This is a genomic window from Mesorhizobium sp. INR15 (assembly GCF_015500075.1).
Lineage (GTDB): Bacteria > Pseudomonadota > Alphaproteobacteria > Rhizobiales > Rhizobiaceae > Mesorhizobium.
Genome location: NZ_CP045496.1, coordinates 6,191,968 through 6,204,417, shown reverse-complemented (window position 1 = coordinate 6,204,417; position 12,450 = coordinate 6,191,968). Strand labels below are relative to the sequence as shown.

Below are 12,450 nucleotides of genomic sequence, written 5' to 3'. Positions count from 1 at the left end.
ACCTGCAGACAACCTTAGTCAACAGTAGGGAGGAAGTTATGAAACTGAGTGCATTGTTGTCCGGCATCACGATGAGCGGCTTGCTATTGGCGAGCGCGGCGCATGCGGACAGTGTTAAGATCGGCTTCAACGTGCCGCTCACGGGTTTTGCCGCGGCCGACGGCAAGTCCGCGCTGACGGGCGCGGAGCTTGCGGTCGAGCAGGCGAACGCGGCAGGCGGCATCAACGGCCAGAACGTTGAACTTGTCGTCTATGACGATCAGGGCTCGCCGGACGAGGCGGTTCCGATCGCCCAGAAACTGATCGAGAAGGATCAGGTCGTCATGGCGGTTTCGGGGAGCTACTCTGGATCGACGCGGGCCGCGGCTGGTATTTTCCAGGAGGCCAGCGTCCCCTATATCTCCGCCTACGCCATTCACCCGGACATCACGCGCGCGGGCGACTATGTCTTCAGAACCTCGTTCATGGGCGAAGTGCAGGGCCGCGCCGGCGGGTATCTGATCGGCGAAGTGCTGAAGAAAAAGCGCGTCGACGTCATCACCCTCAAGAATGACTTTGGCCAATCGCTTGCCGCCGGCTTCAAGGACGTCGCCGGCAAATATGGCATCGAGATCGTGGCGGAATACGAATATGGCATGAAGGACCGACAGTTCGGCCCGATCGTTTCGCAGGTGAAGAACGACAATCCCGACGTCATCTACGCGACGGGCTACTTCTTCAACGCCGGACCGCTCATCAGCCAATTGCGCGCCGCCGGTGTGACCGCCCAGGTGATCGGGCAGGAAGGTTACGATTCGCAGGAGTTCATCGAGATCGCCGGCGCTGCCGCTGAAGGCACCATCATCACCACGTCGCTCGACCGTGACTCCGAAGCGCAGGTGACGAAAGACTTCATCGCGGCCTTCGAAAAGAAGGCTGGCCACAAGGTCGACATGGTCGCCGCTTCCGCTCACACCGCCGTCAACGTCGCCATCGAGGCGATGAAGAAGGCTGGAACGACCGATCGCAAGGCGATCCGCGACGCGATCGCCGCGACCAACATGGTCGCTTCGACGGGAACCATCACCTTCAATCAGTTGGGCGAGGTGCGCAAGGACGTGCAGGTCCAGATTGTCAAGGATGGAAACTGGCATCATTATTCGGTGATCAGCGATCCGGTGCTTCTCGCTCCGCCGGAAAAGTAGCATCCAGCGCTCCGTCGCCTTCCCGGGGTCGATTGGCCCCGGGAGGGCGGTTCCGTTTTGCGGTCAGAGTGCGCCCGTTCGCTATCGGGCCTCTCCCCCTAGACGGCTTTTCGCCTTACCGATCAACGCTGGAAGCGCGGGCATATGCTCTATCTCGAATTGTTCATTCAAGGGATTGTCCAGGGTAGTATCTATGCCCTGATCGCCCTCGGCCTCACGCTTGTCTACGGCCTCCTGCGGATATTGCACGTCGCCCACGCGGCGCTCTTCACACTCGGTGCCTATCTTGGCGTGATCGTCACCAACCAGACCGGAAGCTTTGCCCTGGCTTTGATCGTGGCGATGGCGGCATCCGGGATCGTCGGCATGGCGATGTACCGTTTCGCCTACCGGCCACTGCTCTCCCAGCCGCCATTCATCGCCCTGATCGCCTCGATCGCGCTCTTCATCGCCTCGGAGGAGATCTACCGTATCCTGTTCGGTCCCTATGGGCTGTCCTATCAGAACCCGCCGCTGCAGGGGCAGTTCGAGCTGTTCCCAGGGTTCCTGCTGAAGTATGCCGAGGCGCTGGTCATTGGGCTGGCGATCACATTGCTCGGCCTGCTTGCATGGCTCTCGACGAGCACCCGCACCGGCATTGCCTGGAGGGCGACCGTGACTGATCCGGGCATGGCGCGGGCTTTCGGGGTCAACATACAAAACGTCCGCTATCTCAACTTCTTTGTCGGATCGGCGCTGGCTGCCGCCGCCGGCGTGCTGGTCGCGCTGCTGAACAATCTCGTCGAGCCGACGATGGGCAGCGTGCCGTCCTACAAGGCCCTGGCAATCATCGTTCTTGGCGGCCTGGGCAGCATCAGGGGGACTTTGCTCGCGGCCATGCTGCTCGGCGTCATCGAGGCATATGGCACCATCTATCTCGGACGCTTCCTCGACCGCGACGCGCTCGCCTTTGCCTTTCTCATCCTGGTTCTGATGGTCCGGCCGCAGGGCCTGCTGGGGAACAAATAGCATGTCCTACGAGATCACCCTCCTCACCACCATGGCGATCAGCATATTGTTTGCCCTCAGCTTGAATTTCATCTCCGGCTTTTGCGGCCAGATCAGCCTTGGCCATGCCGCGTTCCTTGGCACCGGCGCTTACGTTTCCGCACTTATGACCAAAGCTTCGGTGCCTTTTCTCCTGACCCTGCCGGTCGCCGCCCTGGCCGCCGCGACCCTCGGCTTCGTCATCGGCCTGACCAGCCTGCGGGTGCGCCACGACTTTCTGGCGATCACCACGATGGGAGCCGGCTTCCTGTTCGTCGGCATCGTCCGGCAGCAGGATTTCCTCGGCGGCGAGGTTGGAATTTCGGGCATACCGGGAACCGGATTCAGCCGCATTGGTTTCATGGTCTTCTGCATGGCCCTGGCCGCTGCCTTCATGGCTTTTTCGCTCTACGTGCGGAAGTCGTGGATGGGCTTTGTCTTCCAGTCCGTCGCCGACAATGAAGACGTCGCCCGCGTTCTCGGCATCGACGCGTCACGCTACAAGCTGATCGCCTTCGTCATTGGCACCGCCACCGCCGGCATAGCAGGCGCGCTCTATGCCCATCATTTTCGTTACATCGGCCCGGACAGCTTCGGTTTCGTTGAATCCGTCAGCGTGCTCGCCATGGTGATTGTTGGTGGCATTGGCTCGGTTTGGGGAGTGGCGCTCGCGGCTGCGATGCTCAGCATCATGCCTCTGCTTTTCCAGTTCATCGACGACTACAAGCTGCTCGCCTACAGCGCGTTGCTGTTCTTGATGATGCGTTTCGCGCCGGACGGCATAGCGGGATTGTTCACTCGCGCTTTCACGCGCCGGCGGAGCACCGAGGTATGAGCAAGGTCCTCGAAGTTCGCAAAGTCACGGTCCGGTTCGGTGGTGTCGTCGCCGTCCAGGATGCATCGCTGACCATCAACGATGGCGAACTCATCGGCTTCATCGGACCAAACGGTGCCGGCAAGACCACCTTGATGCGCGTCGTCACCGGCATCGTGAAACCGACCGAAGGCGACGTTCTGCTGCTCGGCAGGGACATCACCGGCTGGCCGATCAACGTCCGCGTCCAGGCGGGCCTCGCCTTCGCCCAGCAGATCGTCCAGCCACTCGCCGGGATGACGCTGCTCGACAATGTCGCGCTTGCCTGTGGCTCCGGCAAGACCAGAAATCCTCTGCTGGCGATGGTCCGGACCGACCGCGGACCGGAAAGGGCCAGGGCACGGGAATTACTGGGGCTTGTCGGGCTGGGCGACGTCGTCGATCACTTTCCCGGCACGATGCCGCTCGGCGTGCGCAAGCGCCTGGAAATGGCTCGCGCGATGGCTCTGGATCCGAAGCTTCTGCTCCTTGATGAACCTCTGGCGGGGCTCAACCAGGCCGAGGCTCATTCGCTCGCTGACCTCATCCGCGACCTCAATGCTCGCGGCCAGACGATCCTTCTGATCGAGCACAATTTGCGCGAGGTCATGCGCATCTGCCCGACGCTTTATGTGCAGGACCGCGGGCGCCCGCTGGCGTTTGGCGGCGCGGCCGAGGTGATGGCCGATCCCGCGGTCCGCCAAGCCTATCTCGGAGGACATGCCTGATGCTTGAAGTTTCCGGTCTCTCCTGCGGTTACGGTGACATCGTCGCGGTCCGGGATTTGTCGTTCACGGTCAGCGCGGGCAGCATCCTGGCGCTGCTCGGCGCCAATGGCGCCGGTAAATCGTCAACGCTGATGTGCCTGGCTGGCATTGTCGCGCGCAAGGCGGGGCGTGTTGTGGTCGAGGGAGCCGACATTTCCAATCTGCCAGCCGAGCAGCGGATCAGGCACGGCATGGCGATCGTGCCCGAAGGCCGCCGCATTTTTCCGGACCTCTCGGTGCTCGAGAACCTGACTGTGGGCGGCCACATTGTCTCCTCCGCCAAGCTCGCGGATGGCGTGGAACAGGTGTACGGCTATTTTCCCCGATTGAAGGAACGCAAGACCCAACTCGCCGGATCGCTCTCGGGCGGCGAGCAGCAGATGCTGGCCATGGGGCGCGCCTTGATGTCGAGCCCAAGGCTTTTGCTGGTGGACGAGTTGTCGCTCGGTCTCATGCCGAAGGTCGTCGACGAGTGCTACGAGGTGCTCTACCGGATGAAAGCGACAGGGATGGCGATCATTCTGGTCGAGCAGAACACCGAGCGCGCGCTCGCAGCCGCCGACAATGTCTGCGTGCTCGAGGCAGGCAACCTTTTCTGGAGCGGGTCGGCCGCGCAAGCACGAGCGAACGAAAACCTGGTTGCGGCCTTTCTTGGACAATAGGGAACGTGGCTCCATTGTCTTGATTTGTCGTCAATCTGGCGCCGGCTGCTTTCCATTGCCAGCCGGCGATAAGTCGAGGAGGTTCCGCTCGCTCGCGGCATCGTCGTCTCCTTTGAAATGATGCGCCGCTCGTGCAAAAGACATTGTTGCCGACTTACGCGCCGTCTGCGCCGAAAGCTGACGTCATCGAACGACATGTGGCATCTGGGTGCAGTCGTGCCCTCTGGATCATTGTTATAGTATCCGTGTTGGCCAAGGAGGGGTTGGAGCGCAATTGCGTCCGTCCCTAAGTAGTGGGTTTGCGAAAATGATGAGCTTTCGCATGATGGCTGTGATGGGCGACCTTTGAGGCTTGAACTGACTGTATTTTGCCTTGGGGGTCCAGATTGAAGCGCGTTGCGAGAAGGGAGGAATGTAAAGCGCCAAGGCGAAGATCCGCCGAGCTTTCTTTCATTCGCGGCGGACGGGCCAATGTCCGCTAGGCGGTCGTCGCTGATGACACGAATAGACAAAGGCTTCCTAGCCGGTTCCGTCTTGGCTGGGTGCCTGGTGCATCGGCGATTTTCAACGCTCGAACCAAGGGGGCTGCTGCCGGCCAGATACCGGCCGACCATCCCAATTGCCGTGGCGGGCAACGCTGTTGGACGCTGCGCCGCCCCAATGGGCCGGGCATCGCCGTCGCGTCAACTCTTGAGGACCGCCACGGTTGAGCCCTATTCATAGGCACTTGAGACGTTCGATTTTGCGCCTGGGAGGTCGCCACGATAACTCTGATCATCTTCAATCTACAGAGGTGGCCAGATGGCAAAGCGTACCATACTTCACATCGACTCGAGCGCTCGGGTCGCGCGATCGCATTCCCGCCGGCTGAGCAAGTTGTTCGTCGATGCCTGGCTCACCGAACGCGGTCAGGACGACGTGATCTATCGCGACGTTGGCACCAATCCCCCACCGTTCATGACGCAAAACTGGATCGCGGCCGCCTTCACCAGGCCGGAGGCGCGCAGCGAGGCCATGAAGGCGACACTCGCCTTTTCCGATGAGCTCATCGACGAAATCGAGAAGGCCGATGTGATCGTGCTTGGGGCGCCGATGTACAACTACAATATGCCCGCCGCCCTCAAAGCCTGGTTTGACCAGATCGCCCGGATCGGGCGTACATTCTCGTTTGATCTGGAACGCGGCGACTTCCCAATCGAACCAATCCTGGGCGGCAAGACGCTGGTTGTTTTGTCCTCGCGCGGCGAATTCGGGTTCGAGGACGGCGTCCGGCGTCACATGAACGCATTGGATCCCGGTATTGCCGCATGCGCGCACTATCTTGGCGCCTCCGAAATCCACACGATCTCAGCGGAATTCGAGGAATTCGGTGGCGAGCGGCGCGCCAAGTCGGTCGAAGCGGCTGAGGCAAAGGCAAAGGCACTTGCCAGTTCGATCGCATCCGTCCTTAAGGCGGCTGCCTGAGAACGTATGGCGAGGGCATAGCCAATCAGCCGCGCCGCGGTTTCCCCGCCGCCCGACTTAGCGGCGGAAACTCAGGAAATCATGCCATCGCCTGACGAGATAGTTGTGCTCGTCCATCACCGCATTCCAGATCGCAATCCTTGATATGCGTTCCTGGTAGGAGCCTCCCTCCCTGACGTGGCCCCGTGCGATGACGGGGTCACCAGATGGCCCAGGAAGGTCCTCCGAGGCCGCCCGGCCTTCGTACCAGTAGTCCCATTCCGCCACCGTCAGATGTTGGCGTACGAGGTTGGGCGCCGAGAAGTAATACCCGTGACGGGCGACGACCGCGCCTGGCCAACCGTCAAGCCACCAGTTGAGATACTCGTAAGCCATGTCGAGTGTATTTCCTTCGGCATGGCGTGATATCGACATGCCGCCAAACCAGCCGCGATAGCCTTCCCTGGGCACCGCGGTCCTGAAGTTGATGCCTTGTAGTGCTGGCAGCACCAGAGCCGACGACCAGATGCTGCCGATACGGGCCCGGCCCCTGGCAAAGAGCTCGGCTGATTGCGACTGGGTTTCCCAGAAATGCGGGAAGTGCCCACGCCGGCGCAAGGACATCAGGATGTCCATGAGCGCGTCGATTTCGGCGATGGACAGATTGCCCGGGTCGCGGAACTCGACGAGGCCGGCGGCGCGCACGGCAAGCACGGCATCGATGGCGCCGATCGAAGCATTGTTCTGCAGCGTCGCGCGTTTCCACGCGGGATCAAGCAGCCACGCCCAGCTCTCCGCGCCGATGTCGGCTCCATCTGGCAGCAACTCGCGCCGATAACCGAAACTGTCGGCGCAGTGGCTGAGCGGCAGCATGCTGATCCGTTCGGCCGGCGTGTCTGAAAGGCGCCCATCACCTTGCACGTAAAGCAGCCTGTTCGGCGCGCCCCCCGGCACCGATGGGAGGGTTTCATTGGCCTTGCCGGTCAGGGCGAGTTCACCAACATCGCCCCACTTCTTGATCCGTTCGATTTCGATCGGACGGATGGAGTGCGCCGTCCAGACAAATTCGAGGTTGTGAAACCATTGATCGTAAACGTCAAAGCTCTCAGGCGCGACGACGCCCACCTGATGGGCAACATTGCCATCGAGTACCTTGCCCTCGACCGTGAAGCCGAGATCGGCTTTCGCCTGCCGAAGGATAGGTTCAAGCACCGTGGAGGCTGTTCCAAGCACCCTTAGAACACGCTGCGTGGTGCGAATGGCGGGGCGGGATAGTGGATCGGGTCGAGCGTGCATGACAGGAGATCCTTCGGCCAGTCTCCACAATGCAAAATACGACTATTGTTTACAAGCATCATTTTTTGTGAGAGCCTATCAGGATCGAAATGATGGAGCCTGCCTGCTCCCGTCGCGATGGATTAAATGCGAAGCTCGATTGCAGACAACTCGGACAAGCAGAACGCGGGTGCCCTCTACAAGCGGTGCGCCGTCCAGATTGCGTCGGCGATCAGGACAGGTTCGCTTGAGCCAGGGCTGATTCTGCTGGAAGGCCCGGTTTCGCTCGCCTTCGACACCAGCCGGGCGACCGTACGCAAGGCCATGTCGGCACTCGCTGAGGTAGGCCTCCTCGAACGGTTCGACGGCCGCGGGTTCATGATCGCGGGCCGGCCAGCCGGCGCGCCACCGATCAAGCGAAATCTGTCCGGGCGGGATTTCATCCTGGACGACGCGGTCAAGCCGGACGGGAAGCCCGCGGCGGACCAGATGATCGACAGCGTCGAGGCCGACATAATGGTAGCCATCGCGTTTGGTCACTACCGGGTTGATGAGCAGCAGCTCGCCGACGTTTTTGGCGTCAGTCGCCCGATCGCACGGGAAGTGCTTTGGCGCCTGCGCGAATCCGGTCTTGTCGAGAAGACCCTTCACTCGCCATGGCTTGTTGGACCGGTCACGGCGCAGGCGATCGCTCAGGATCGTGAGGTCCGCATGCTGCTTGAACCCTATGCCCTGAACCAGTCGGCGCCCTATCTGAGCCACTCTGAACTGGAGGTCATGCGCGAGACCGTTTCAGACGCCATGGCGACCGAGGGGAAGATCGCCAGGCATGTCATCGAGAGCATCGAGCGCGACCTTCACATCTCGTGTCTGCGGCACTTCGACAACAGGCGCATGAGTCACATCTTGCACGGCTGCCGCCTGCCGATGATCGTGGACGCGCTGTTTGCGCAATCCATAGGCATCCACAGGGACGATGCCACCTTCGCCGAGCATGCGGAAATCATCGACAAACTGCTGGCGGGCGAGTTCGACACCGCGGCCGCCCGCCTCTCCACACATCTGCGAAACGAAGGCCGCCGCACCCTGGACCGGCTCAAGGTGCTCTCGATTCTACCCGAGCCCGACGTCGCGCCGTACCTGCAACGAATTGTCTGAGCAACGGAGATCGCCATGCGCAAGATTCCGCCCCTGAACGCCATCCGCGCATTCGAGGCTGCCGCCCGCAACCGCAGCTTCACGGCGGCGGCGTCGGAACTGTGTGTGACGGTGACCGCGATCTCGCACCAGATCCGCCATCTCGAGGAGCAGATCGGCCAGAAGCTGTTCGAACGCACACCGAGGGCCGTCGCACTGACCTTGCTCGGAGAGAGGCTCTATCCGGTGCTGCGAGACGGCTTCGACAGGTTCGCCGAGGCATTCGAGGAACTGGAGGACAGGAGCCAGGGCGATACGTTGACCGTGACCACGACGCGCGCCTTCGCGGAGCGCTGGCTGATGCCCAGGCTCTCCAGCTTTACACGATCGTATCCCGGGCTGAGTGTGAATGTCGAGGGATCGGACGCGCTGGTCGACCTGCGTACGGCCAACGCCGACGTGGCGATCCGATACGGGATGCCGGCGGGTGATGAACTCTCCTCGTTGCCGCTTCTGACAGACGTCTATCACGCAGCTGTCGCCATCCCGGCCGATACCAGGGTCTCGACCAGGATCGAGGACTACATGACGCGCCCCTTGCTCGCCTACCAATGGCACAACAGGTCAATCGACTGCCCGACCTGGGCGAAATGGCTGCGCGCCGCTGGCAAGACGGGTGGCGAGGACTGCAGGCTGTCCTGGATCAATGACGAAAGTCTTGCCCTGCACGCCATGGAACGCAGCTTCGGGCCACTTCTTTGCTCCAGCGTGATGGTCGCCGAAGGTATCGAAAATGGCCGCCTCGCTCGGATCGACGGGCCCGACCTGCCCGGATTCAGCTACCGCGTCGCCTTCGTTCCGACCCGACGGACCAAGCGCACAATCGGAAAATTCACCGACTGGCTGCGAGGCGAGGCTGCCGATTTCACCAATGCCTATAACAGCCTCGCCGCCTGACGAGGTTCATTCATGAGCGCTACCGGTCCGTCATAGTAAGGCAGGGCCTCCACACGCACGCCGCCGCCAGAGCGCCGGAAAGCGTCGACATGCGCAACGATTTCGGCAAGCGGTGCAAACCAGATATCGTGGGTGGTCAGAATCTTTTCGATGAATTTTTCCACCAGCCGCCAGCGCGCCAGCCGGCCGGTCAGGAAGGGATGCCAGACCGGCATCCACAGGCCACCAGCTTCATACTGTGCCTCGAATTCCTCGAAGAATGCCGACAGGCCAATCGAGGGCGAGCGTACCGGCATCATATAGCCGATCTCCTCGAAATGGGCGAAGGCCGGCCAGTCGTCGTTGCCCCAGTGTGGCGGCACCTCGAAGAGCTCACCGGCCCCTGATTTCATGAGGTAGGGAATGTCATCGGCCATCAAGGAGGAATCGTAGCTGAAACCATGCTCGATAAGCAGGTCGATGGTTCCCTGGGTGACGTTGTAGACCGGTGCCCGATAGCCCGTCGGTTTCCGCCCTGTCATGCGCAGATGGACGTCCAGGGCCTGCTCGAACCAGTGGCGCTGTTCCGACTGCGTGATGGTCGTGGGATCCTCATGCAGGAACCCGTGATGGCCGATCTCGTGGCCGTCACGCAGGATTGCTTCCACTGCCTGCGGGTATTGTTGCATCGCCCAGGCGGGTATGAAGAACGATTGTTTCAGCCCCAGGCGTCGATAGGTTTCGAGGATGCGGGGTATCGCCACTGTCGGGCCATAGCGGCCCATGGTGATGGGGTAGAGCCGATTGAAACCGTCGCGCGGCCTGGCGATGTGGATCAGGCTGTCGGCATCCATGTCGAACGATATCGAGCATGCGCAACGTGCCCCGTTCGGCCAGGCTATTGGGTTGAGGATCATCTGATCATTCCCCCTCTGCAACGATGAAAGCCAGGCGTTGCGGCATCTGGTCGGCGCCATTGATCGGAACCATGTCCTGCGGGCACGCCGACATGACCGCAATGACATCCATCTCGGCGCGAAGCACGAACCGGTCACCCCTGGATGAGACCGGCGCCAGCCAGGAGATCGATCCATCGGCCGCGACTGGCGTGTTCATCCAGATGTTGAGTGGTGCTGGCACCGTGACAGGCTGTTGGCCGATGGCCTGCAGCGCCTGTTTGAAATTATCCGTGCAATTCCTGTGGTAGCCATGCGCGCCCAACTGGCGATAGCGATGGACGTCGCAGGCGGCCACAACCGTGTCGTGGACGCCTGGCGACGTATCCTCGATCACGGTCATGAGCGGTCGGCGGGCATTGCTCACCAGCGCGTTTCCCTTGCGCAGTCCGATCCCGCTCGTCACCGCGTGTTGATGCGGCATCGACGAAAATTCATTCAAATCGGCAGCATTGAAAGCCCAGAAATCGCAGACTTGCGAACCATGGGTGTTGATGATGGTGAGCAACTGCCCAGCAGCGACAACGACGGCGCACCCTTCTCGGGCGGGGATCTCGTAAAGCTGTCCGAGGACTGGAATGCCGTTTTCGGATACCCTGCCTGAGGCGATGCTGTCGGGTTTGCGGGTTTCGCTCATTGTCTGAGATGGCGCCATGGTTGTCTCCTTCGATGGCCGCCATCATTGCCATTGGGAACAGGCGCGCACGAATGGGATAATTTCAACGGGTGTTACGAAAAACTATCAGTGCCGTGGCTGCGCGCCGCCAACAGCCCCGCTGCCAGGACCACATCGTCGGAACCGCTCGCTCCCGTCAGCAGCACGGATGTTGGCAACCCTTGCGGGTCGGTCCCGGAAGGAACCGCCAGTCCTGGCATGTCGAGAAAACTGCCAATCATCGTCATCCACAATGTCTTCAAGTTGACCCTGGCGAAGAGGTCATCGTCGCTGGCCAGCGAGCTGAGCAGCGGCGCGACGTGCGGAACGGTCGGCTGGATCATAACGGCGCCGTCAAGCTCGCGGCGCAGCGTGTCGATCAGCTCCGTCCGGATTCGCCGCATTGCGTCCATGTTCCCTGGAGGCGTCGTCGCTGCCATGTCGAGCCGGACGACGACACGCGGGTCGACCAGCGCTCGGTCCTTCGACGCCAGCAGATTGCGATGAAAGGCCGCCGCCTCGACACCACCAGGCCAGCCCAATTCGCTGATAGCCGCTCTGGCGCGGCCGATCGAGGGGATCGCGCGCTGCTCCACGATCGCTCCGCCGGAGCGCAGCATATCGGCGAACGTCAGCAGATTCTGGCGAACCGCCGGCTCGACATCTGGATCATCAAGCAGGCCCTGCTCCATGATCAAGTGGCGCGGCGGGGCCACATTGCTCGGCGAGCCGTCGCGCATCATGGCGTCCATCGCCACGCAGTCCTCGATGCTTCTGGTTATCGGCCCGGCGGTGTCGAAACTGGCAGCCAGCGGATAAACCCCGCGCATCTCATAGCGTCCGCGTGAAGGACGAAAGCCGACGAGACCGTTGAAGGCCGCTGGAATCCGCACCGATCCCGCTGTGTCGGTACCAAGCGCAACCGGCACGATCCCACGCTGGACCGCGATGGCTGATCCCGACGAAGAACCGCCGGGTGCACGGTCCTCATGTCCCGAGGCGGTGGGAGTGCCAAAGTGAGGATTGAGGCCGAGACCGGAAAAGGCGAACTCGCTGAGATTGGTCTTGCCGATCGGGATCATGCCGAGCTTGCGCAGCCTGGCCACGATCGCGCTGTCGCGCAGCGCCGTGGGGACGGCCAGCCTGGTCCGAGAGCCAGCGGTGGTAACCGAACCCATGACGTCGAACAGATCCTTGACGGCGAATGGGATGCCATCGAAATCGCTGAGCGCCGCGCCACCGGCCCTTCGTCGCGTAGCGTCTGCTGCTTCGGCCAGTGCGGTCTTTTCCATCAAGCATATGAATACGCCGGTCGACGCCTTGGCCTTGTCCAGCGCTGCCCGGACAAGCATGTCCGGCGTCTCCCTATGTTCGAGCAACAGGCGTGCCTGTCCAGCCAACGTCCCAGTATCCATCCTTCACCTCCAGGCGGTGACTTCTGGCAAGGCCTGCGCCGGATGCCAGTGAGAACACCTCAAGCGGGCTTGAGCGGAATCACAAGCCCTCCGCATTCAACCCCACTTGAGAAGTGCTCACTTGAGGCACGGGCACGCCAC

At 61.6% G+C, this 12,450-nt stretch carries 12 protein-coding genes; 8 read left to right on the top strand and 4 right to left on the bottom strand.

The window, feature by feature from the left end:
• Positions 1-38 precede the first annotated feature (38 nt).
• From GA829_RS30170 to GA829_RS30145, 6 genes are all read left to right on the top strand, one after another.
• The gene (locus tag GA829_RS30170) at positions 39-1,184 is read left to right on the top strand and encodes an ABC transporter substrate-binding protein (RefSeq protein ID WP_195176196.1); all 1,146 of its coding nucleotides are present in this window, start codon (positions 39-41) and stop codon (positions 1,182-1,184) included.
• A gap of 144 nt (positions 1,185-1,328) precedes the next feature.
• Positions 1,329-2,192, top strand: coding sequence for a branched-chain amino acid ABC transporter permease (locus GA829_RS30165; RefSeq protein ID WP_195176195.1), 864 nt, complete (start codon positions 1,329-1,331; stop codon positions 2,190-2,192).
• 1 nt (position 2,193) lies between these two features.
• A complete protein-coding gene (locus tag GA829_RS30160; protein WP_195176194.1) occupies positions 2,194-3,045 on the top strand; it encodes a branched-chain amino acid ABC transporter permease in 852 nt (283 codons plus the stop codon).
• Complete coding sequence (locus tag GA829_RS30155; RefSeq protein WP_195176193.1) at positions 3,042-3,791, top strand: ABC transporter ATP-binding protein; 750 nt, start codon at positions 3,042-3,044, stop codon at positions 3,789-3,791. The genes GA829_RS30160 and GA829_RS30155 overlap by 4 nt, the downstream gene beginning before the upstream one ends.
• Complete coding sequence (locus GA829_RS30150; RefSeq protein ID WP_195176192.1) at positions 3,791-4,492, top strand: ABC transporter ATP-binding protein; 702 nt, start codon at positions 3,791-3,793, stop codon at positions 4,490-4,492. Before GA829_RS30155 ends, GA829_RS30150 begins: the two co-directional genes overlap by 1 nt.
• An 801-nt stretch (positions 4,493-5,293) precedes the next feature.
• Entirely contained in the window at positions 5,294-5,956 is a 663-nt protein-coding gene (locus GA829_RS30145) for an FMN-dependent NADH-azoreductase (RefSeq protein WP_195176191.1), read from the top strand.
• Positions 5,957-6,013: 57 nt separating this feature from the next.
• Here the strand turns inward: GA829_RS30145 and GA829_RS30140 are convergent, their stop codons facing one another.
• Positions 6,014-7,231 carry an ABC transporter substrate-binding protein gene (locus GA829_RS30140; protein WP_195176190.1) on the bottom strand — a complete coding sequence of 406 codons (1,218 nt, stop codon included), beginning with the start codon at positions 7,229-7,231 and terminating at the stop codon, positions 6,014-6,016.
• A gap of 126 nt (positions 7,232-7,357) precedes the next feature.
• Here GA829_RS30140 and GA829_RS30135 point away from each other — a divergent pair, with 126 nt between their 5' ends.
• Together GA829_RS30135 and GA829_RS37375 are read left to right on the top strand one after the other, a co-directional pair.
• Positions 7,358-8,368: a GntR family transcriptional regulator gene (locus GA829_RS30135; protein ID WP_195176189.1), complete on the top strand. Its 1,011-nt coding sequence runs from the start codon at positions 7,358-7,360 to the stop codon at positions 8,366-8,368.
• A gap of 15 nt (positions 8,369-8,383) precedes the next feature.
• Entirely contained in the window at positions 8,384-9,304 is a 921-nt protein-coding gene (locus GA829_RS37375) for a LysR substrate-binding domain-containing protein (protein WP_195176188.1), read from the top strand.
• Here GA829_RS37375 and GA829_RS30125 read toward each other — a convergent pair.
• From GA829_RS30125 to GA829_RS30115, 3 genes are all read right to left on the bottom strand, one after another.
• Positions 9,283-10,200, bottom strand: a complete 918-nt coding sequence (locus GA829_RS30125) for a polysaccharide deacetylase family protein (RefSeq protein ID WP_195176187.1) — start codon at positions 10,198-10,200, stop codon at positions 9,283-9,285. The genes GA829_RS37375 and GA829_RS30125 overlap by 22 nt on opposite strands.
• A 4-nt stretch (positions 10,201-10,204) precedes the next feature.
• Positions 10,205-10,894: a DUF1989 domain-containing protein gene (locus GA829_RS30120; protein ID WP_195176186.1), complete on the bottom strand. Its 690-nt coding sequence runs from the start codon at positions 10,892-10,894 to the stop codon at positions 10,205-10,207.
• Positions 10,895-10,968: 74 nt separating this feature from the next.
• Positions 10,969-12,309 (bottom strand): amidase family protein, encoded by a 1,341-nt coding sequence (locus GA829_RS30115; RefSeq protein ID WP_195176185.1) that lies wholly within the window; start codon positions 12,307-12,309, stop codon positions 10,969-10,971.
• Positions 12,310-12,450 lie beyond the last annotated feature (141 nt).

Bases quoted from the DNA above. Each gene is read 5' to 3' on its own strand.
- GA829_RS30170 (WP_195176196.1), top strand. From the start codon at position 39: ATGAAACTGAGTGCATTGTTGTCCGGCATCACGATGAGCGGCTTGCTA.
- GA829_RS30165 (WP_195176195.1), top strand. From the start codon at position 1,329: ATGCTCTATCTCGAATTGTTCATTCAAGGGATTGTCCAGGGTAGTATC.
- GA829_RS30160 (WP_195176194.1), top strand. From the start codon at position 2,194: ATGTCCTACGAGATCACCCTCCTCACCACCATGGCGATCAGCATATTG.
- GA829_RS30155 (WP_195176193.1), top strand. From the start codon at position 3,042: ATGAGCAAGGTCCTCGAAGTTCGCAAAGTCACGGTCCGGTTCGGTGGT.
- GA829_RS30150 (WP_195176192.1), top strand. From the start codon at position 3,791: ATGCTTGAAGTTTCCGGTCTCTCCTGCGGTTACGGTGACATCGTCGCG.
- GA829_RS30145 (WP_195176191.1), top strand. From the start codon at position 5,294: ATGGCAAAGCGTACCATACTTCACATCGACTCGAGCGCTCGGGTCGCG.
- GA829_RS30140 (WP_195176190.1), bottom strand. From the start codon at position 7,231: ATGCACGCTCGACCCGATCCACTATCCCGCCCCGCCATTCGCACCACG.
- GA829_RS30135 (WP_195176189.1), top strand. From the start codon at position 7,358: ATGCGAAGCTCGATTGCAGACAACTCGGACAAGCAGAACGCGGGTGCC.
- GA829_RS37375 (WP_195176188.1), top strand. From the start codon at position 8,384: ATGCGCAAGATTCCGCCCCTGAACGCCATCCGCGCATTCGAGGCTGCC.
- GA829_RS30125 (WP_195176187.1), bottom strand. From the start codon at position 10,200: ATGATCCTCAACCCAATAGCCTGGCCGAACGGGGCACGTTGCGCATGC.
- GA829_RS30120 (WP_195176186.1), bottom strand. From the start codon at position 10,894: ATGGCGCCATCTCAGACAATGAGCGAAACCCGCAAACCCGACAGCATC.
- GA829_RS30115 (WP_195176185.1), bottom strand. From the start codon at position 12,309: ATGGATACTGGGACGTTGGCTGGACAGGCACGCCTGTTGCTCGAACAT.